This is a genomic window from Flavobacterium sp. (assembly GCF_027482425.1).
Lineage (GTDB): Bacteria > Bacteroidota > Bacteroidia > Flavobacteriales > Flavobacteriaceae > Flavobacterium.
In genome coordinates this window covers 1-19,555 of the sequence record NZ_JAIXWA010000045.1, presented here as the reverse complement: position 1 = coordinate 19,555, position 19,555 = coordinate 1, and the positions used below count along the sequence as shown (strand labels likewise).

Here is a 19,555-nt window from a genome sequence, read left to right as displayed (position 1 = left end):
TAGATTATGTTCCTACAAAACAGAAGTTGTCAGGTTTGAATGGATAAAATCATTTATAATTCATAATTCATAATTTCAATACGCGCGAGGGGTGGCAGTGGAAATCCTTGCCGTAGCTTGCGCAGGCAAGATTGCAACGAACGACCCGACCCCGAGGCGGTAAACTTTATTGGGATGATGAATGAGATTGCGAGGGGGCGCGCCCTGATTAATGGGGCAACCTGCCTGTCTATCTATCCGCCTTTGGAGTACCGGCAGGAAGGTGAGGCAATGTGGGTAATAGAAAATAAAAAAAACCTGCAGGTATGGGAGTACGATGCAGGTGGATGTTTACAATAAGCAATGGGTTGGACTTTAGCGAGCGTTGTAGGTTTTTAACGCCGCGTCCAGAATGGCAATGGCCCGTTGTAGGTCCTCTTTTTTAAGTACATACGCGATACGTACCTCATTTAACCCCACGCCGGGAGTCGAGTAGAAGCCTGCCGCGGGTGCCACCATAACGGTTTCTCCTTGGTAATCATACGATTCAAGTAACCATTGCGCAAAGTCATCGGCGTTGGTAACGGGCAGTTGCGCAATGCAATAAAACGCTCCTTTGGGTACGGCGACTTTTACCCCGGGAATTTTTTGAAGACCTTCGACCAAAATGTCCCGACGGTCTTTATATTCGGCGATAACATCCTCAAAATACGATTGTGGTGTGTCAAGGGCCGCTTCACTGGCAATTTGGGCGTAGGTGGGCGGACTCAAACGTGCTTGAGCAAATTTCATAGCTGTTGCCATTACCTCTTTGTTTTTGGAGACAATGCAGCCAATACGCGCGCCACACATGCTGTAGCGTTTGGAAACGGAGTCTATCATTATCGCATTTTCTTCGATGCCAGGCACATTGAGCACGGAATGGTGTTGCACATCGGCATCGTAAATAAATTCGCGATACACTTCGTCTGCTATCAAAAACAGGTCGTGTTTTTTGACAATCGCAGCAAGTTGTTGAATCTCTTCTTGCGAATATAAGTACCCTGTAGGATTTCCAGGATTACAAATAAGTATCGCCTTGGTTTTGGGTGTAATAAGTTGTTCAAAAGCCGCCATAGGAGGAAGGGCAAAGCCTTGTTCCAAAGTTGAAATGACCGGAACGACTTTGACACCCGACGCCGTTGCAAATCCGTTATAATTGGCATAAAACGGTTCAGGAATGATGATTTCGTCGCCTGCATCCATGGTGCTTCCAATGGCAAAAAGCAAGGCTTCCGAACCTCCGGTAGTGATGATGATATCCTGTGTTTCTACAGGGAGACCATACGAGCGGTACGAAGCTGCCAATTTGGTGCGGTAACTCTCAAAACCCGCTGAATGGCTGTATTCCAGCACTTCGATAGCCGCATTTTTAACCGCTTGCAGAGCTACTTCGGGCGTTTTAATATCGGGTTGCCCTATGTTTAAGTGGTAGACTTTTACCCCTTTCTTTTTGGCAATTTCTGCGTAGGGAACTAACTTACGAATGGGCGATTCGGGCATTTGTTGGCCTTTGGTCGAAATCTTTGGCATAGTATTTTGTTTTAGCTCTGCAAATTTGCAAATTTTAAGATGATTTTGACGTTAATGCTCTCGTAAAAAGCGTTATTTTTTTTAATTTTAGAAAAATTACCTTATGAAGTGTCGCCTCACGTTTCTTTTTCTGGTATTGCTTGTTCTTGACGTTTGTGCGCAAGAGGGATTTCAGCTTCCAGAACACCGAAAGAAAATCGTGATTCCATTTACCTTTTTTCAAAATCTTATCATAATCCCGGTGGTTTTAAACGGAACTCCTATGAATTTTATGCTCGATACAGGCGTGGAGCATACACTACTTTTTAGTTTGGAGGATACGGATAATGTTCGCTTAAATCAAATGGAAGCAGTAAAAGTACGCGGCCTCGGGAACTTGGATGCGATTGATGCCTACAGCTCTGAAAATAATAGGCTTGAAATTGGTCCCATGACCGATTTGACACATAAATTATATCTGATTCTCGATGAACGGGTAAATATTTCTACCTCCGTAGGGATGCCGATTAATGGTATTATTGGATACCACTTTTTTAAGTCGTACAGCGTTCGTATCGATTATATCAAGCAAAAGATTACCCTTTCCAAAGAGGTCAGCAAACTCATGAAGCGGCGGGAACCTTTTGCAGAAATTCCGCTGACGTTCATTCAAAACAAACCCTATCTCCAAGCGATGACCGCTTTGGGATCAAAAGTCACTCCCGCCTTTTATTTGTTGGATACGGGAAATACCGATGTGGCGTGGCTGTTTCCCAACTCACAGCCAGCATTCATTTTTCAACCCTATCCCTTTGTCGATGATTATCTCGGTCGGGGCTTGTCGGGGGATATTTATGGGAAGCGGGGGCGAATAGATTCTATTGCACTGGGACCGTTCAGCGTCAAAAGGCCTTTGGTGGCTTTTCCGAAAGGCGAATTTATTCAGCATTTACTGCAAATTAACGGCCGCAATGGTTCGCTGGGGAACGAACTTTTAAAACGATTTCATCTGGTTTGGGATTATTCCAATCAAAAGATTTACGTTCGTCCCAATGCCAAAATCAATGAGCCCTTTTTGTACAATATGTCTGGACTTGAAATCGTGCACAGCGGATTGGAATGGGTGACCGAAACCAAAGATTTAACCACCCAGTCGATTTACGCCAAAAATGTATTTTCTAACAGCGGCCAACGCATTAATGATCAAATTAAAGTTTTATTTGTCCTGCGACCTACGTATGTGGTAGAATTGGTTCGGGTGAATTCCCCCAGCGATCAAGCAGGATTGCGTAAAGGCGATCAGCTCTATAAAATTAATGACTATCCCTGTACGAGTCTCACCCTCGATCAAATCAACGGTTTTCTAAAAATGCGCGATGGGAAAACGGTTGAAATTGAGTACATCCGAAACGGGAAAATCCTCAGGACTACCTTGATTTTAAAAGATCTTTTGCCATAAAAAAACCTGCCGAGGCAGGTGGTTTATTTACGATCGATTCATCAGAATATTTGTTTTTTTCTCCAGCGGATTCGGTTCTTGTTTCACAATTACTTCTCCTTTGATTTTCAGTGCAACCATTCCGCCTTCTACATTTACTGCATTGGTTTCCACAGTAATTGTTTTGCGAATAGGACCCGGATTCATGTTGTATTTCACCTTAATTTCACCTGTTTTTCCCGGCATAATCGGTTGGTCGGGTTTGCTTGGAACCGTACACCCACAAGTCGATTGCACGTTTTTGATAATCAGCGGTTGGTCGCCTGTGTTGGTGAACTCAAAAATCCGTTCTCCATTGTCGGTTTCCTTGGTGACCGTACCATAATCTATCGTATTATCTTTGTCCTTAAAAACAATTTTTGGCCCCGTTTGCGCTATAGCAAAAGCCGTAAAAAAAAGAAGACAATAAGGTAAGAATCGTTTCATGACACTGTTTTTTGTAAAATTACTACTTTCCGTTGGGGTACAAAATTTTAAATCTTAAATTTTTCGTAACGTACTATTTTCAGTACTTTTGCCCGCATAGATACAAAAAACATACCAAAGTTTTTTGGTGTAAGGAGCATCAACTTCGGTTGTGCTATCCACATCACCTCCCGCTTTCGCCTTTATCACTTCACTACGTTACGTGGATATCGGCTCTATCGGGGCTAAAAGGGGAGTTTTTTATTCCAATTCAAAATTTTACACACATGATTCCAGCACAGTACAACGCCCAAGATGTCGAACAAAAGTGGTATGCCTATTGGATGCAATACGACTATTTTACATCCAAACCCGATCATCGTAAGCCCTATACTATCGTCATTCCTCCACCTAACGTGACCGGAGTGTTGCACATGGGACACATGCTCAACAATACGATTCAAGATGTATTAATTCGTCGCGCGCGCTTGAAAGGGTTCAATGCGTGTTGGGTTCCCGGTACCGATCATGCTTCGATTGCTACTGAAGCCAAAGTGGTGGCTAAATTGAAAAGTGAAGGTATTCAAAAAAACGATTTAACGCGTGAAGAATTCTTGAAACACGCTTGGGATTGGACTGATAAATATGGAGGCACGATTTTGGAGCAACTCAAACAATTGGGCTGTTCTTGCGATTGGAGTCGCACCAAGTTTACTATGGATCCCGATATGTCGGCTTCTGTAATTCATTCGTTTGTAGACCTATACCGTAAAGGATTAATCTATCGCGGCTATCGCATGGTCAATTGGGATCCCGAAGCCAAAACCACCCTTTCCGATGAAGAGGTGATTTACGAAGAACGCCAAGGAAAGCTATATCATTTGCGCTATGCTATAGAAGGCACGCAAGACTACGTAACCATTGCCACCACGCGTCCGGAAACCATTTTGGGAGATACTGCTATATGTATTCACCCCGAAGACGAGCGCTACCAACATTTGCGTGGTAAAAAGGCTATTGTTCCTATTTGTAGCCGGGTGATTCCGATTATTTTTGACGATTATGTTGATCCTGAATTTGGAACCGGTTGCTTGAAAGTAACCCCCGCACACGATGTCAACGACAAAGAATTGGGGGAACGGCACCATTTGGAAATCATCGATATTTTCAACGAAGATGCGAGCTTAAATAGCTTTGGATTGCATTATGCCGGAAAAGATCGTTTTGTAGTGCGAGAAGAAATTGCACTAGAATTGGAAGCTATCGGTGCTTTGGTGAAAACCGAAAACCATTTGAATAAAGTAGGAACCTCTGAGCGCACCAAAGCGGTGATCGAACCCCGATTATCCGATCAATGGTTTTTGCGCATGGACGAATTGGTGAAACCTGCGATTAAGGCTGTACTTGAAACCGAAGAAGTAAAATTGTACCCTTCGCGATTTAATAATACCTACCGTCATTGGTTGGAAAACATCCGCGATTGGAATATTTCGCGTCAATTGTGGTGGGGACAACAAATCCCCGCGTATTACTATGGCGATGGAAAAGAGGATTTTGTAGTCGCCGAAAGCAAGGAAGAAGCCCTTGCCTTAGCACAAAAAAGAACAGGAAATCCAGCACTTACCGTTGACCAACTCACCCAAGATGCCGATGCCCTCGATACCTGGTTTTCATCATGGTTATGGCCTATGGCGGTATTTGGCGGTATTTTGAATCCCGAAAATAAAGATTTTAAATATTATTACCCAACTAACGATTTGGTTACGGGTCCCGATATTTTGTTTTTTTGGGTGGCCCGAATGATTATTGCCGGCTACGAATATGCCGATGCCAAACCGTTTACCAATGTCTATTTGACGGGATTGGTGCGCGACAAGCAAGGCCGCAAAATGTCGAAATCGCTGGGGAACTCTCCTGAGCCGTTGGAATTGATCGAGCGCTTTGGAGCCGATGGTGTTCGCGTGGGCTTGTTGCTCAGCGCGTCTGCTGGAAACGATATCTTGTTTGATGAAGAATTATGCCAACAAGGGAAAGCGTTTGCCAATAAAATTTGGAATGCATTTCGCTTAATCAAAGGTTGGGAAGTGGCCGATATTGCTCAACCCGAATCTTCTACTGCCGCCATAGCTTGGTATGAAGCCAAATTGCAACACACCTTGGTGGATATCGAAGATAATTTTGACAAATACCGGATCTCTGACGCCTTGATGGCCATTTATAAGTTGTTTTGGGATGATTTCTGTTCTTGGTTCCTTGAAATGATCAAACCGGGCTATCAACAACCTATAGACCAAATGACTTTTGATAAAGCGATGGCACTTTTGGAGACCAATTTGAAATTATTGCATCCGTTCATGCCATTTTTGACCGAAGAGATTTGGCAATACATCAAAACACGGACTCCCGAAGAAGCGCTAATCATAGCCCAATGGCCAACTTCGGTTGCTTATGATGCATCATTGGTTAATGATTTTGAGTTTGCCAAAGAGGTTATTTCTGGGATTCGAACCATGCGCAAAGACAAAAATATACCCTTCAAAGACGTCCTTGAATTGAAGGTAGTCAACAAAGAGGGTAGTGCATCATTTTTTGACAGTGTCATTGCAAAATTGACCAATATTTCTTCTATTACCTATGTCAATAAAAAAGTAGAGGGCGCCTTATCGTATCGCGTGAAATCCAACGAATACTTTATTCCAGTCACTGGTGCCATCGATGTTGCTGCTGAGATTGAAAAATTGACCGCTGAATTGGAGTATACCCAAGGATTTTTGAAATCGGTGCAAGCCAAATTATCCAATGCAAAATTTGTATCGGGTGCTCCTGAGAAAGTCATCGAAATGGAGCGTAAAAAAGAAACCGATGCCTTAGCAAAAATTGCCACGCTTGAGGCGAGTTTGGCAGGTTTGAAATAAAGATTTTAAGCAAAAAAAAAGGAGTATTCTTCATCGAGAGTACTCCTTTTTTTGTTTTGATAGATGATTTATTCAAACTTAACCTTCGCCGTTTGCGAAACGCCATTTCTTGAAAATACTACTTCAACTTCATCTCCAGGGTTGATTTTGGCTAAAGCCTCCATATAGCCATACACATCTTTAATCGGTAACGTACCAATTTTGGTAATGACATCACCTTCCTGAATACCTGCTTTTTGAGCTGGTCGGTTATCGGTCACACCATCGACATGCAGTCCGTCAGGGTGTTCGGTATAATCGGGCATGATTCCCATGGTTACTTTGTATTTGGGACGCGTTTTCCCGGCATTTACTTTGGTTTTGGTAAACGGAATTTGTTCCATCACTTCAAGGGCTTGCGTGATTCGGAACACGTATTCAACGATGTTTTTAACTCCGTAGTAATTGATTTTATCCGCATCGTCACTCGGTTTATGGTAATCGCTGTGTGTTCCGGTAAAGAAATTTAAAACAGGAATGTCTTTCAAATAAAACGAAGTGTGGTCGGTCGGTCCGGTGCCGCTTTCCTCCAAGGTAACATGAAATCCAGCGGGTTTGTTTTTCTCGATGATTTTTGGAAATTCGGGACTCGTTCCTGTTCCTCCAATGATTAAATCTTTGGAGGCATTCAGGCGACCAATCATGTCCATATTGATCATGGTAACCACATTGGGTGTTTGCGCTTTGATGATGTCTGCTAGCGCTTTTGACCCGATTAATCCGTCTTCTTCTCCAGAAAATAAGGCAAAAATATAGTTGGCCTTTTCCGTAGTCTTGTTTTGGGATACCATTCGAGCCAATTCAAGAACACCCGCGACTCCAGAAGCGTTATCATCAGCACCGTTGTGAATTTGTCCTTGCGAATTCATTTGGGTAGAATTGCCGTGTTCGTTGCGACCCAAATGGTCATAATGCGCCCCAATCACAATGGTTTTGGCGGCTTTATTGTCTATATAGGCGACTACATTATGTGCTTTAATTTTCACCTCTTGGCTATGCAACGAATCTTTTGGGTTGCTTTTGTAGGTATATTCAAAAGGAATCAAAAAGGATTTTCCTTGATAGGGTTTGAGTTTCCATTTTTTGAATTGACTTTCCAAATATTCGGCGGCTTTTAATTCTTCCTTAGAGCCCACCAAACGACCGTTCATGGCATCGGAGGCCAAATAGGTGATGTGTTTTTGTAGTAGGGACTCGTCAATAGATTCGGCGGGATCCGTATCGACCCAATCGGCAATAAAAACATTGGTTTCACGAGCGGCTTCCTGTTGGCGATTGCTCGAAAAAACTAATTTTTTTCCATTGGGAGAAAACATGGGAAATGCGTTGAATTCGCTTTCAAAAGTAACTTGACGTAATTGGGTTCCATCAGTATTGATCATGTACAGTTGAAAGTCGTACCCACGTGTCGCATGATGGTTGGAAGAGAATATAATTTTTTGATCCGAAGGATGGAAAAACGGTGCCCAGTTAGCTTTCCCTAATCGGGTGATTTGTTTTAAATTGGAGCCGTCTGCATTGCAGGTATACAATTCCATTTCGGTGGGCGCAACTACATTTTCTTGGAGGAGTGCTTTGTACTCGCTTACTTCAGCCTCAGTTTTGGGTCGGGAAGCTCGGAAAACTAGTTTTTTACTATCATGCGAAAAAAAACTTCCGCCATCATAGCCTAAACCGAAGGTAATTTGTTTCAAATTTGAACCGTCAATATCCATGGTCCAAAGTTCCAAATCGCCTGAACGCGTTGAAGTAAAAGCAATTTTCTTTCCATCGGGAGAAACTACGGCTTCGGCATCATACCCGGGAGTGTTGGTGAGTTGTTTGACAATGTTTCCATTTAAATCGGCGATATACAAATCAAATTCAGGGTAAATCGCCCATAAATATTTCCCATCGCGTGGTTTGGGTGGAGCCGGACATTCCTTTTGCGCACCATGTGTCGAAGCAAAAATGATATGTTTACCATCGGGCATAAAGTACGAACAGGTGGTTCTTCCTTGTCCGTTGGAAATGCGTTTTAGGCTTTGGGGTGAAAACGTTTTTTCGTTGAGATTTAAACTAAAAATTTGATCACATTCAGCGCCTAAGCCTTTATTGGTGACTTGAAGGGTGAGCTTTTGACTGTCAGGACTAAAATAGGCCTCCGCATTGTCGCCGCCAAAAGTTAGTTTTTGAATATTTTTCAAGTTGTGTTCTTGGCCAAAAAGGGATACAACACAGCCCAAAAACAGGAGGTAAATTCGGTTTTGAAGCATGATTTAATTTTTCTCAAAGATAAAATTTACCACCCATTTGAAACCTTCTTTATTCAAAAATTTGTATCAATTGCTCTTTGTCAAGTGGTTTTTCTAAATACCCTTTCAATCCAATATAGGTTTCTGCTTTTTGCTTGTCTTTGTCGTTGAGCGAAGAGGTGAGGATATATACATTATATTGGTTTAAAAAGTCGGGTATGACCGCAATGACTTCATCCAAAAATTCAAACCCAGTTAATTCAGGCATATTGATATCCAAGAAGATATATGCTTGGTTGTTTACTTCTTCATGAATATTTTCTAATACAAATGTGAGTGCCTGTCGACTCGATAAATAGGTTTTTATAGCACAGTCGGAACACAAATTACGTATTGTCTTTTCGTGAACGTAATTAAAAATAGCATCATCGTCAATAAGAATACAATACATATAAAATAAATATATTCTTACAAATGTAAATTATTTTTTATTAAGTGTTATAAAAAAACGAGAACCTTTACCCAATTCAGAATACACATCAAGGGCGCCATTAAGTTTTTGAGTGATTTCTTTACAGATATAAAGACCCAGTCCGGTGCCTACTGCACTGTTTGAACCTCTAAAAAACATTCGAAAAATTTTTGGAAGATGCTCTGGTGCTATGCCTTCTCCATTAACTTCTACTTCTATGATTATTTTTTGGTTGGTTTCTGTGAGTTTGCATCGTACAACAGGATTTGAAAGGGTTCGATTACGGTATTTAACGGCATTTCCGATAATATTTTTTAACAAAGTTGCCATACGGTATCGATCGGAAGTAATCCATGGGCTTCCATTGTCTTGAAAAGTCATTTCCATTTGAACATCCGAAATAAAGCGTAAATCGTCAAAAATTCCATGGATCATTTCTTTTAGATTAAAATGTTCGTATGTAACTTCCAATCGAGCATTTCTCGAAAATTCCAAAATTTCTTGAATCGTATCGTCTAGTCGGGCTACACTAACATCAATGAGTTGAATGTATTCTTTTAGATTGGGGTCTAAATTTTCTGTTGCAAAAATTAGATTGACGAGTCCTTTAATCGATAGTAAAGGGGCTCTTAAATCATGCGATACACGATACACAAAGTTATCCAATTCATTGTTGAGTTTTTGCAGCTCTTGATTTTTACTAACAATTGTTTTTTGTGTTTTCTTGAGTTCTGAAATATCTACCCCATTGATAATAACATATTGCAATGTATCCTCAATAAAATATGGGAAAACATCAATTAATCGGTAGCAAGTTTTGTGGTTTGGCGTTGTGACAACATCGGTGTAATGGATAAGTTTTTTTAAATCGATGGCATCATTAACTTTTTGAGCCATTCGACGCATATTTTTTAATGGATGTCGTTTGAGTCGTAATTGAATTAATTCACTAATATTTTTTCCTATAAAGGACTCCCATTCGGGTTGTATTTTTAGCAAGGATTCATTGATAAAAGCGACATTCAAATTTTTATCGAGTACAATTTTCTGGGAGGGGGAATGGTTGAATAGACTTTCGTAGTATTTCTTTAAAGCGTCCAATTGCATTTCTGATTCATGCTTTTCAGTAATGTCTAAATTGCTGCCAATAAGTTTAACAATTTTACCCTCAGCTGTTCGTTCGGCAATGAGTAGGGTTTTTACATGCCGAGTTTCTTTAGTATTTCTGGGTTGAATGCGGTATTCATATTCCAAATGACTTTTATTAGAACGCATAAAGTTATGCAATCGTTCTACTGTAGCATGGTGATCTTCTACATGCACACAGTTTTTCCAAAAAGGATAAAAATCGACTGGGTCTAAGGTTCGCGGTATTCGCAATTGCTGCTCTAAAATGCTATTCCATTGGGTTTTTTGACTTTCAGCTTCCCATTCCCAAATACCGATTTGTGCTTTTTCAGCAATCGTTTCAAAGCGTTTGTTAATGCGTAAAATTTCATTGGGTGCATGAACTTCTTTTGTAATGTCTTTTTGGACCGAAATGAAGTTGATATGATTTCCAAATGGATCAAATACTGGAATTATTTCAATTTGGTTATAATACGGTTTTCCATTTTTGGTATAATTAATCAATTCAACAGCTACATTTTTTTTGTCACGTAATGCTTCGACCAGTCGTTTGTGTTCGGACTCTGATTGGGGTGCTCGTTTTAAAAAATCTTTGGGTTTTTTCCCGATAATTTCTTTGCGTTTATATCCCGTTGTTTTAACAAATGAATCATTCACCCACTCAATTTCCCCATGGTTGTTTGCTATAATTACATTGTTATTAATTTTTTTTGCTATTAGAGAGAGTTTGGTCAACTCCATTTTTGATTTATTGATTTCATCCAACTGATGTTGAATTTTTAAATGCTGTTGTAATCGAATGGTTAGGGCTAGAAATTGTTGGCTAAATATTTGAAAAAGCGTCTCTAAAGTTGGATTTAGCGAGCTGTACAAAGGAGATTTCAGTTTACTCACTAATCCCAAACAGCCAATATGAATTCCTGCCAATGCATCTTCAACGACAATTAATGCCCCTTTTTCATACGCCTCTAATTCGGGCACATGTTCCAATTGATTTTCTTCCAAAAGCGATATTGAAAAGGGAAGGTGTTGTTTAAAAAAATGAAAAAGCGAAGCACTTTTTTTTGCGGATTTGGTTAATTGTGAAGACATACCCTCAGTAAAGAGTTTTTGAATGCCGGTTTCAGGTTCCATTAACACAACTACAGCTGCTTCGACTTCCAACAAATCTACTATAGTTTCAACTGCGAGCTGTCCAAGATGTTCTATAATCGAGGATTGGAGCGCTTTGGAATTAAAATTGGATAGTCGTTTGTACAATGTCAATTCATGGTCCAAACGGTCCTGAGCAGCAATTAACTTCTGTTCCGTTGCAGAAAAACGGGTAACGCGAAGTTGCAGCTGTTCATAGGCTTGCTGTAATCCTATGGCATTGTTAGTATTCATGGTAAATTTGGGGCTTTTTGTTTATTTTCTGTAGATTACATAAAGTGCAGTGGTGTAATTATGATAGGTGTTTTTTCCATGTAATCGTGCAAATTCGCCAAACCCATACATGCCCAACCAAGGGGGGCATACTGCATCCGAGTAAAAGGGAGTTTGCATTTGGTATACCAGTTCTTCTTTCAATACACGATTGGTTAAATAACGACCTCGTGCTAAACAGTCGGCATGAAACACAGCCACAGGTTTTTTTCCAGCAGCACGACGGCTCATTGTTGCTACCATACGATCCATTTCTTTGAAAATCAATTCTTCATCACGTATGGTAAACCAAAGTTGGGTACCTTCTTCACAAGTGGTGGCATAGTAAATATGTTCGCCTTCATGCTTAGTAACCACACGCAAAATATGTTGATTACCATATTCTTCGGCAACTTCAGGAGGAAGAAGCTCGGCTAAAGCCCCAACGGGAATAGTGTGACCACAATCGGCATCTTTAGGCAATCCTAATCGCTCTAGAAAAGTGGACCAAGCGGGTTTTCCATTCAACTCTTCAATGATATGTCCGTTGGATTTGGTCACTGTCATAGGTTCACCAATAGCAATAAATCCATGGGTTGCTTGCGTATCTATGGTTAATGAGGGATCGCAAAATCCGATCGCAAAAGCACCATGTTCGGTTACTTGTTGCTCAAAAGCCTGAAAACTAACATAGCCTTTCATATTATCGGAAGTTGTGGCTCCAAATACAGTTACCTCTTCCCCAAAAACAGATTCAAATCCACGAATACATTCCGAATTATTGATATCAATCCCTGAGGCAATAAAATAAATCATGTTTATGCCTGCTTTTTGAGCTTGTAAGGCTTTGGCCATTTTGACACATTCGTCATACGAGTTATGGCCATAAATTGATGAACTGCCTGAAAGTGCAAATTCATCTCCTGTAATGGCCATTAATGCCATATCTTTCATGGATTCACTCACTCCCTCTCGACCTACGACCCCACAACAAGAGGCTGCTACGATGTGCGCATGTGGGGCCATTTCATTTGCTTGTTCAATAAAATCTTTAAAATCATGCCCCACAGAGGCATTAAAGATGAGTAGTGAAGCTTCATTAAGCTGTTCACCAAGTGCAATTTCTAAACATTCAGTAACACTTCTTTTTGTGTTTACAATACGAGTAGATGCGGAATAAAATTGTAGCATAGTAGTAGATTAATATTGGTAAAAAGAACCCTGATGTCGAGTTCATTAAGCGGCATATTAAATGTACTATTTTTACAATAGATAAATTTGTATTATCAATGAAAGTAATGTTTGTTAGCGACGAAAATTGTTTACCTGTAGATGAAGAAGCTATTGCTCGGTAGCTTCTTCAAATTTTTCAGCTACTTTTTCCCAATTAATATGTTTGAAAATATTTTCAACATATTTTTTTCGACGATTTTGATACTCCAAATAGTAGGCATGTTCCCAAAGATCAATTCCTAAAATGGGTTTTCCAGGAATTTCCGCACGAGGCATTAATGGATTATCTTGGTTGGTCGTATTCGTGATATCAAGTTTTCCAGATTTATTGACAATTAACCATGTCCAACCCGAACCAAAAACCTTCCCGGTAGCATCGATAAATTGATTCTTAAAGTTATCAAACGATCCAAAATCCCGATCGATAGTAGCGGCCAAAGTATCTTTGGGTTGGGTTTGTCCTTTGGAGGTTAAGATTTCAAAATACAAACTATGGTTGTAATACCCCCCGAGGTTATTTTTTAAATCAATATTGGAAACATCGAGTTTTTTGAAAATTTCGCTCATGGGCAACGGTTCTAAATCGGTACCGCTAAGCAGCTGATTTAGGTTGTTGGTATAGGTAAGGTAATGTTTGGAATAATGTGTTTCCATGGTCAACGCATCGATGTCAGGTTGGAGTGCATCGTAACCGAAAGGGAGTTTAACCAATTCAAAAGCGCCTTCTTGGGCTTTTACTTCTTCCGGTACCCCAAGGATAACTTTTTGTTCTTTGGAGGGTAGTGGAACTTCAACGACTTCGGTGTATTTTTTCCGTTTACAAGACGCTAAGGAAAAAATGAGAAAACATCCCAAAAAGAGTACATACTGTTTCATTACTTACTTTTTTTTTGCGCCAATTCCATGATCGCTTGAATGTATTGTTCTTTGGCTTCGTCTTGTGAGAGATGGTTTATTTGAATCCAAGCATTCATTTTAAATGCATTTCGCAAATCTTGTGGATACACAAATCGATGCGTAGCCCTTCCCAAAGTAGATTGTTTGTATAAGGCATACAAACGCAACTGCACATCTTGGGGCAGGGAAGCTTGTGACATTGTGTTGGCAATGTCAACCGCTTCATCGAAACGTTCTTCCAATGGGAGATTATCCATGTTTTTTTACAGCAATAATCGTTTGATTACCTATAGCTTTTTGACCGAGTTTAACGTTTACTTCAGTTCCTAAGGGAAGATAAATATCAACCCGTGAACCAAATTTAATAAATCCTGCATCAGCGCCTTGACGCACGGTCATGCCTTCTTCGGCATAATTGACAATACGTTTGGCAAGCGCTCCTGCAATTTGGCGATACAGAATTTCGCCGAAAATACGGTTCTCTATAACAACGGTTGTGCGCTCATTTTCAGTACTGGATTTTGGATCCCAAGCTACCAAATACTTACCAGGGTGGTATTTACTGTATTTGACTTTTCCACTTGAACAGTAGCGTGTTACATGAACATTGATCGGCGACATGAAAATGGAAACTTGCAGGCGTTTATCTTTAAAATATTCGGCTTCGAAGACTTCTTCTATCACCACCACTTTTCCGTCTACAGGAGCCACAATTTGATAATCATTAACCTCTAATGGACGTTTGGGATTTCGGAAAAACTGCAAGACCATAATCAGTAAAAAAAGCAAAACTAATTGCACTGATTTAAGGATCCAAGGGTTTGAAATTACATGCGGTGATCCGAGTAATAGAACCGTAAAACTAAACGTTGCGATTAAGATGATTTTGGCACCTTCTTTATGAAACATAATCTAAAATTTGGTAAAACAAAAATACAAAGGGCGTTACAAATATAATACTATCTAAGCGATCTAAAATACCTCCATGTCCCGGCATAATTTTGCCGCTGTCTTTAACTCCGGCGATACGCTTAAATTTGGATTCAATTAAATCCCCTAAAGTACTGAAAATACTAATAATCGCAGCGCTTACCGTCCAAATCAAAACCGAAGTATCGGCATACTCAGGTTTGGGTTGAAAATAAAACCGTGAAATAAGGTAGCCCACAAGAATTGTAAATACCATCCCACCAAGAAAACCTTCAATTGTTTTTTTGGGTGAAATTTTCTCCAACAACTTATGTTTTCCGATTGATTTTCCAATAATGTAAGCAAAAGTGTCGTTTGTCCAAATCAACAAGAAAATACTAATGATAATTTTTGGCCGGTATTCATTATTGGAAAAAGGAATTTTCACTAAAATTAAAAAGGGGAGAATCACATAACCTAAGGTAAAAAGATAGCGTGACCAGACTCCGATGTGTTCTTTTTTGAAATTAAACAGAAGCAATAAGCATTTGATGGAAATGAAAAGAGTGACAATGAGGAGTAAAATGTCGTTAGTTTTATTGGTTCGAAATTGAGACGCCCAATAAAAGGCAACAGTACCAATAATCAAAGGAGCGATTCGATTGATATGCACCAATCCACAAAACTCATAAATTGCAATAAGCATGAAAAGTCCAAACAGGATAAAAAAACTATCCATAGAGTAGGAAGTAGCGCCCAGCAACAACGTTACATAAACGATACCTGATAGGAATCGGGTGAGGGATTCACTCATGATTACAAATCTTCTAAAAGCAACAAATAGAGGTTTTTGTGACAACTTCCATACGTTAGAAAGTCCTCTTCCTGCGCTTTTTCAAAGTATTTAATGGTCGTAATATTGGTTGGGTATTCTTTGTCGTATTTCTTTTTAATCATCCGTAAACCGTCACTTTTTGATTCTAAAATTTGACTGGTTGTGGCAAGGATTACAATATTATCGGGAAGTTCGTTAGGTTTTTTTTGTTTAATTTGATTAGAAGAAAACAAAACAGAGCCTTCATCTGCGATTAAATTTTCGCAACTGGCAAAAAAGAAGGAAGGTTGGCTTACCGTTTGATGGGGAAGGCGATTTTCCTCCAAAAGACTAAAAAGTTTGGATTCAAAACACAAAACTTCTTTTTCAAACCAGTCATTTTCTTCTAATATATTTTCAAACTGTTCTTTGACTTCTGCTAAGTTTTCACAATAGATGAACTTCCCTCCATTTTTTTTAAAATTGAAAGTAAATTGCTCGTCTATAGGTAAATTAGAAGGTTTAGGCGAGTTGTATTCGCTTTGACTTTCCTCTTCGGAACCTTCATGACCGGAACCAAATATTTTTCTGAAAAGACTCATATATTGGATGTTCTTCTTTAAAAAGTTGGACTATTCCAAAGATAAAAAAATCTTAATTCAAAACCGTTAATGAATTAAGATTTTTTAAAATTTTGTTAAAAAGAAGTTATGAAGGATTTTCTTCGGTCAACGTGTGTATTTCTTCAAAGGGACGCTTGCCAAAAATAGCCTCCAAGTCATCTTTAAAAATCACTTCTTTTTCAATTAAAATATCAGCCAATTGAAGTAATTTTTCTTTATTTTCTTTTAGTAATTTAATGGCGCGTTGGTATTGACCTTCTACCAAAGCGGAAATTTCTTTGTCAATCAAAACAGCGGTTTCTTCTGAATACGGTTTGCTGAAATTGTACTCCGATTGACCACTGGAATCGTAATAGGTGATATTTCCAATTTTATCATTCAATCCGTAAATTGTCACCATTGCTCGAGCTTGACGTGTCACTTTCTCCAAGTCGGAAAGCGCACCTGTAGATATAATGTCAAAAACAACTTCCTCGGCAGCACGGCCTCCCATAGTTGCACACATTTCATCCAACATTTGGTTGGGTCGCACAATCAATCGCTCTTCTGGCAGATACCAAGCCGCTCCTAAACTTTGTCCTCGGGGAACGATAGTTACTTTGATAAGCGGCGCTGCGTGTTCGAGCATCCAACTCACGGTGGCATGACCCGCTTCGTGAACAGCAATAGCTCGCTTTTCCTCAGGGGTAACGATCTTGTTTTTCTTTTCTAATCCCCCAACAATTCGGTCAACAGCATCCAAAAAGTCTTGGCGTTCTACCTGTGATTTATTTTTACGAGCCGCGATCAAAGCCGCTTCATTACACACATTGGCAATGTCAGCCCCTGAAAAACCTGGCGTTTGTTTTGCTAAGAATTCTGTATCTAAATCATCTGCTTTTTTCAAAGGAGTAAGATGCACTTCAAAAATTTCTTTACGTTCGCGAATGTCCGGTAAATCAACATATATCTGTCGGTCGAAACGACCTGCTCGCATCAATGCCTTATCGAGAATATCAGCCCGGTTGGTCGCTGCCAACACAATGACGTGCGTATTGGTTCCGAAACCATCCATTTCTGTTAGTAATTGGTTGAGCGTATTTTCACGTTCGTCATTGGACCCTGAAAAATTATTTTTTCCACGGGCGCGACCCACAGCATCAATTTCGTCAATAAATATTATGGCAGGAGATTTGTCTTTGGCTTGTTTAAACAAATCACGAACACGTGAAGCTCCAACCCCCACAAACATTTCTACAAAGTCAGAACCCGAAAGGGAGAAAAAGGGTACCTTGGCCTCTCCAGCCACCGCTTTAGCTAACAAAGTTTTTCCTGTTCCAGGAGGCCCTACAAGCAAGGCTCCTTTTGGTATTTTACCGCCCAAGGCAGTATATTTTTCAGGATTCTTTAAAAACTCAACAATCTCTTGAACTTCTTCTTTGGCGCCTTCCAATCCAGCCACATCTTTAAAAGTGACTTTAACATCATTCTTTTCATCAAATAAACGCGCTTTCGATTTTCCAATGTTGAAAATTTGTCCGCCACCACCGCCAGCGCCTCCTGATGCCATACGTCGCATAAAATACAACCAAACACCAATGAGAATGATAAGGGGTAAAAAGTTAAAAAAGTATTCAGACCAATCACTTTTTTGTTGAAAATCATAGGAAACTAATTGCTTCTTTTTTACAGCTTCTGCCAATTCTTTTTGAAAAAGTTCATCATTCCCAATGTCAAATGTGTAATGCGGTCCTTTGTTGATTGAACCAAACACATCTTTAGCTACTTTTTGGTGCTTTTTTTCTTTGAGTGCTTTTTCGGTAAGGTAGGCCTCTGCTTTGGTTTTGTTAAAAACAATTACTTTTTGAACTTCTCCGCGTTTTAACATATCGTCAAACTGCGAGATACTTATTTTGGAATAATCTTGAATGGTGGAGCCTCCAATCATATTTAATGCAATGAGCATGAATAAGATGGCGCCTGTAATCCACCAGGGGCTAAATTTTATACCGTTAGGTTTTTTATCTTCAGACATAATTTTTTGGGTTCCTTTTTTTAGTATTGAGTTTCAATTCGGGTCATTTTGGCATCCCCCCACAATCCTTCAATGTTATAGTATTCACGAGGCTCTTTTTGAAAAACATGGACCACAATAGAAACATAATCCATCAATACCCATTCACCATTCTCAGTTCCTTCTACATGCCAAGGTTTTTCTTTAAATTCTTTTGAAACAACTTTTTGAATTGAATTTACTATTGCATTCACTTGTGTATTGGAGGAGCCTGTACACAAAACAAAATAATCACAAACTGCCGTGTCAATTTCTCTTAAATCTAAAAGGTCGATCTCGTTTCCTTTTACTTCTTCGATTCCTTTTATAATGCCCGCCAATAGGACATCAGTACTCACTTCTTTTTTTATCATTTAAAACTGCTTCTTATTTTGCAAAGGTATTGTTTTTTGTCATTATTTTTGAGGCTTAACAGAAGTTTAAATCCGAAAATTTACCCTCTTGTCCTATGCAGTTAATCAAACTCGATGCCACAGATTCGACCAATGATTTTTTAAAAGCATTGACACGTTCTAAACAGCTAGAAAATTTTACTACGGTACTTGCGCAAAATCAAACTAACGGCAAGGGGCAACGTGGGGCTCGTTGGATTTCGGAACCAGGTAGTAATTTGATAATGAGTGTATTGATTCAAAATAATCAAGTCCCTACCAAAGCAGTTTTTCATCTTAATGTGGCTATTGCCACCAGTCTTTTGATGGTGTTGCAACGCTATCATATTCCGGATTTGAGCATCAAATGGCCCAACGACATTTTGTCAGGTAATCAAAAGTTAGGGGGTATATTGATTGAGAATTTGATTAAATCAGACCAGTCTTGGGAGGCTATTGTAGGTATCGGACTCAATGTACATCAAAAAGACTTCAAGGATTTACCCAAAGCGACTTCACTTTATACCGTTTCGCAACAATCCTATGATATCGAACAACTTGCTCAGGAAATTATCGCCGAATGTCAAGCCAACTATCCCAATGTGGTTCGACAAGAAGTTGAGTTGATGTGGGGTTTTTACCATGACCATTTATTTCGAAAAGGGGTGCCTTCTGCGTTTGAATTGCCCAATGGACAACGGTTTATGGGAAAGATTCTAGAAGTTACGCTTGAAGGGCAATTGGTTCTTGAAGATCAATGGCAGACGATTCGTCATTTTGACGTGAAAGAAATCCAGTTATTGTATTAAAAAAACCGACGGAGTAGTCGGTTTTCTATTTTTTATAATTTCCCCATATTGGAGGAGAGTGTTTCCAGAAATTTGGTGATAGGCCCTTTAACCATCATTGCCATCATTGCATTGAATTCGCCTTCAAATTGCAACTGCACTGCTGCAGTTTCAGCTCCAGTAGATTCGATATTGGCGATTAAGGTAAAAGGTACTTTGTCGCTTGCAGCCCCTAATTTGAT

Annotated in this window: 17 protein-coding genes and 1 pseudogene; 4 read left to right on the top strand and 14 right to left on the bottom strand. The window is 39.7% G+C overall.

The genetic code is table 11. The features are described 5' to 3' along the window. Nucleotides 1-174: 174 nt before the first annotated feature. On the top strand, nucleotides 175-339 hold the full coding sequence (locus tag Q0037_RS06420; RefSeq protein ID WP_297516815.1) for a hypothetical protein: 165 nt from the start codon (nucleotides 175-177) through the stop codon (nucleotides 337-339). A gap of 15 nt (nucleotides 340-354) precedes the next feature. On the opposite strand, the gene Q0037_RS06415 is transcribed toward Q0037_RS06420, so the two are convergent. Beyond that, nucleotides 355-1,551 (bottom strand): pyridoxal phosphate-dependent aminotransferase, encoded by a 1,197-nt coding sequence (locus tag Q0037_RS06415; protein WP_297516813.1) that lies wholly within the window; start codon nucleotides 1,549-1,551, stop codon nucleotides 355-357. A gap of 103 nt (nucleotides 1,552-1,654) precedes the next feature. Here Q0037_RS06415 and Q0037_RS06410 point away from each other — a divergent pair, with 103 nt between their 5' ends. After that, the gene (locus tag Q0037_RS06410) at nucleotides 1,655-2,989 is read left to right on the top strand and encodes an aspartyl protease family protein (protein ID WP_297516811.1); all 1,335 of its coding nucleotides are present in this window, start codon (nucleotides 1,655-1,657) and stop codon (nucleotides 2,987-2,989) included. 27 nt (nucleotides 2,990-3,016) lie between these two features. Here the strand turns inward: Q0037_RS06410 and Q0037_RS06405 are convergent, their stop codons facing one another. After that, entirely contained in the window at nucleotides 3,017-3,454 is a 438-nt protein-coding gene (locus Q0037_RS06405; protein WP_297516809.1) for a DUF1573 domain-containing protein, read from the bottom strand. A gap of 266 nt (nucleotides 3,455-3,720) precedes the next feature. Here Q0037_RS06405 and Q0037_RS06400 point away from each other — a divergent pair, with 266 nt between their 5' ends. Continuing rightward, the gene (locus Q0037_RS06400) at nucleotides 3,721-6,348 is read left to right on the top strand and encodes a valine--tRNA ligase (RefSeq protein ID WP_297516807.1); all 2,628 of its coding nucleotides are present in this window, start codon (nucleotides 3,721-3,723) and stop codon (nucleotides 6,346-6,348) included. A 68-nt stretch (nucleotides 6,349-6,416) separates the two neighbouring features. On the opposite strand, the gene Q0037_RS06395 is transcribed toward Q0037_RS06400, so the two are convergent. The 11 genes from Q0037_RS06395 to rsfS all read right to left on the bottom strand — a co-directional run bounded on the left by Q0037_RS06395 (nucleotide 6,417) and on the right by rsfS (nucleotide 18,507). Further along, nucleotides 6,417-8,642, bottom strand: a complete 2,226-nt coding sequence (locus Q0037_RS06395; RefSeq protein WP_297516805.1) for a M20/M25/M40 family metallo-hydrolase — start codon at nucleotides 8,640-8,642, stop codon at nucleotides 6,417-6,419. 49 nt (nucleotides 8,643-8,691) lie between these two features. Next, nucleotides 8,692-9,072, bottom strand: coding sequence for a response regulator (locus tag Q0037_RS06390; RefSeq protein WP_297516803.1), 381 nt, complete (start codon nucleotides 9,070-9,072; stop codon nucleotides 8,692-8,694). Between the two features lie 30 nt (nucleotides 9,073-9,102). Then, complete coding sequence (locus Q0037_RS06385; RefSeq protein ID WP_297516802.1) at nucleotides 9,103-11,607, bottom strand: PAS domain-containing protein; 2,505 nt, start codon at nucleotides 11,605-11,607, stop codon at nucleotides 9,103-9,105. Between the two features lie 21 nt (nucleotides 11,608-11,628). After that, nucleotides 11,629-12,816 (bottom strand): FIST signal transduction protein, encoded by a 1,188-nt coding sequence (locus tag Q0037_RS06380; protein WP_297516800.1) that lies wholly within the window; start codon nucleotides 12,814-12,816, stop codon nucleotides 11,629-11,631. Between the two features lie 150 nt (nucleotides 12,817-12,966). Beyond that, nucleotides 12,967-13,734: a superoxide dismutase gene (locus tag Q0037_RS06375; RefSeq protein ID WP_297516798.1), complete on the bottom strand. Its 768-nt coding sequence runs from the start codon at nucleotides 13,732-13,734 to the stop codon at nucleotides 12,967-12,969. Next, nucleotides 13,734-14,012: an acyl-CoA-binding protein gene (locus Q0037_RS06370; protein ID WP_297516796.1), complete on the bottom strand. Its 279-nt coding sequence runs from the start codon at nucleotides 14,010-14,012 to the stop codon at nucleotides 13,734-13,736. The genes Q0037_RS06375 and Q0037_RS06370 overlap by 1 nt, the downstream gene beginning before the upstream one ends. Next, on the bottom strand, nucleotides 14,005-14,664 hold the full coding sequence (locus tag Q0037_RS06365; protein ID WP_297516795.1) for a phosphatidylserine decarboxylase family protein: 660 nt from the start codon (nucleotides 14,662-14,664) through the stop codon (nucleotides 14,005-14,007). Before Q0037_RS06365 ends, Q0037_RS06370 begins: the two co-directional genes overlap by 8 nt. Then, nucleotides 14,654-15,478, bottom strand: a complete 825-nt coding sequence (locus Q0037_RS06360) for a phosphatidate cytidylyltransferase (protein WP_297516793.1) — start codon at nucleotides 15,476-15,478, stop codon at nucleotides 14,654-14,656. Before Q0037_RS06360 ends, Q0037_RS06365 begins: the two co-directional genes overlap by 11 nt. Before the next feature lie 2 nt (nucleotides 15,479-15,480). After that, nucleotides 15,481-16,080 carry a lactate utilization protein B/C gene (locus tag Q0037_RS06355; protein WP_297516791.1) on the bottom strand — a complete coding sequence of 200 codons (600 nt, stop codon included), beginning with the start codon at nucleotides 16,078-16,080 and terminating at the stop codon, nucleotides 15,481-15,483. Between the two features lie 106 nt (nucleotides 16,081-16,186). Beyond that, complete coding sequence (gene ftsH / locus Q0037_RS06350) at nucleotides 16,187-18,115, bottom strand: ATP-dependent zinc metalloprotease FtsH (RefSeq protein ID WP_297516789.1); 1,929 nt, start codon at nucleotides 18,113-18,115, stop codon at nucleotides 16,187-16,189. Between the two features lie 20 nt (nucleotides 18,116-18,135). Continuing rightward, entirely contained in the window at nucleotides 18,136-18,507 is a 372-nt protein-coding gene (rsfS, locus tag Q0037_RS06345; RefSeq protein WP_073364589.1) for a ribosome silencing factor, read from the bottom strand. Nucleotides 18,508-18,602: 95 nt separating this feature from the next. On the opposite strand from rsfS, the gene Q0037_RS06340 reads away from it, so the two are divergent. Continuing rightward, on the top strand, nucleotides 18,603-19,334 hold the full coding sequence (locus Q0037_RS06340) for a biotin--[acetyl-CoA-carboxylase] ligase (RefSeq protein ID WP_297516786.1): 732 nt from the start codon (nucleotides 18,603-18,605) through the stop codon (nucleotides 19,332-19,334). 32 nt (nucleotides 19,335-19,366) lie between these two features. Here Q0037_RS06340 and Q0037_RS06335 read toward each other — a convergent pair. Then, nucleotides 19,367-19,555, bottom strand: a pseudogene (locus Q0037_RS06335) (SRPBCC family protein); the annotation flags it as partial.

What these genes read in the sequence shown, in the direction of transcription:
- rsfS (WP_073364589.1), bottom strand. Translation starts at nt 18,507, where the DNA reads ATGATAAAAAAAGAAGTGAGTACTGATGTCCTATTGGCGGGCATTATA.
- Q0037_RS06355 (WP_297516791.1), bottom strand. Translation starts at nt 16,080, where the DNA reads ATGAGTCTTTTCAGAAAAATATTTGGTTCCGGTCATGAAGGTTCCGAA.
- Q0037_RS06400 (WP_297516807.1), top strand. Translation starts at nt 3,721, where the DNA reads ATGATTCCAGCACAGTACAACGCCCAAGATGTCGAACAAAAGTGGTAT.
- Q0037_RS06410 (WP_297516811.1), top strand. Translation starts at nt 1,655, where the DNA reads ATGAAGTGTCGCCTCACGTTTCTTTTTCTGGTATTGCTTGTTCTTGAC.
- Q0037_RS06375 (WP_297516798.1), bottom strand. Translation starts at nt 13,734, where the DNA reads ATGAAACAGTATGTACTCTTTTTGGGATGTTTTCTCATTTTTTCCTTA.
- Q0037_RS06360 (WP_297516793.1), bottom strand. Translation starts at nt 15,478, where the DNA reads ATGAGTGAATCCCTCACCCGATTCCTATCAGGTATCGTTTATGTAACG.
- Q0037_RS06365 (WP_297516795.1), bottom strand. Translation starts at nt 14,664, where the DNA reads ATGTTTCATAAAGAAGGTGCCAAAATCATCTTAATCGCAACGTTTAGT.
- Q0037_RS06390 (WP_297516803.1), bottom strand. Translation starts at nt 9,072, where the DNA reads ATGTATTGTATTCTTATTGACGATGATGCTATTTTTAATTACGTTCAC.
- Q0037_RS06415 (WP_297516813.1), bottom strand. Translation starts at nt 1,551, where the DNA reads ATGCCAAAGATTTCGACCAAAGGCCAACAAATGCCCGAATCGCCCATT.
- ftsH (WP_297516789.1), bottom strand. Translation starts at nt 18,115, where the DNA reads ATGTCTGAAGATAAAAAACCTAACGGTATAAAATTTAGCCCCTGGTGG.
- Q0037_RS06420 (WP_297516815.1), top strand. Translation starts at nt 175, where the DNA reads ATGATGAATGAGATTGCGAGGGGGCGCGCCCTGATTAATGGGGCAACC.
- Q0037_RS06395 (WP_297516805.1), bottom strand. Translation starts at nt 8,642, where the DNA reads ATGCTTCAAAACCGAATTTACCTCCTGTTTTTGGGCTGTGTTGTATCC.
- Q0037_RS06405 (WP_297516809.1), bottom strand. Translation starts at nt 3,454, where the DNA reads ATGAAACGATTCTTACCTTATTGTCTTCTTTTTTTTACGGCTTTTGCT.
- Q0037_RS06340 (WP_297516786.1), top strand. Translation starts at nt 18,603, where the DNA reads ATGCAGTTAATCAAACTCGATGCCACAGATTCGACCAATGATTTTTTA.
- Q0037_RS06380 (WP_297516800.1), bottom strand. Translation starts at nt 12,816, where the DNA reads ATGCTACAATTTTATTCCGCATCTACTCGTATTGTAAACACAAAAAGA.
- Q0037_RS06370 (WP_297516796.1), bottom strand. Translation starts at nt 14,012, where the DNA reads ATGGATAATCTCCCATTGGAAGAACGTTTCGATGAAGCGGTTGACATT.
- Q0037_RS06385 (WP_297516802.1), bottom strand. Translation starts at nt 11,607, where the DNA reads ATGAATACTAACAATGCCATAGGATTACAGCAAGCCTATGAACAGCTG.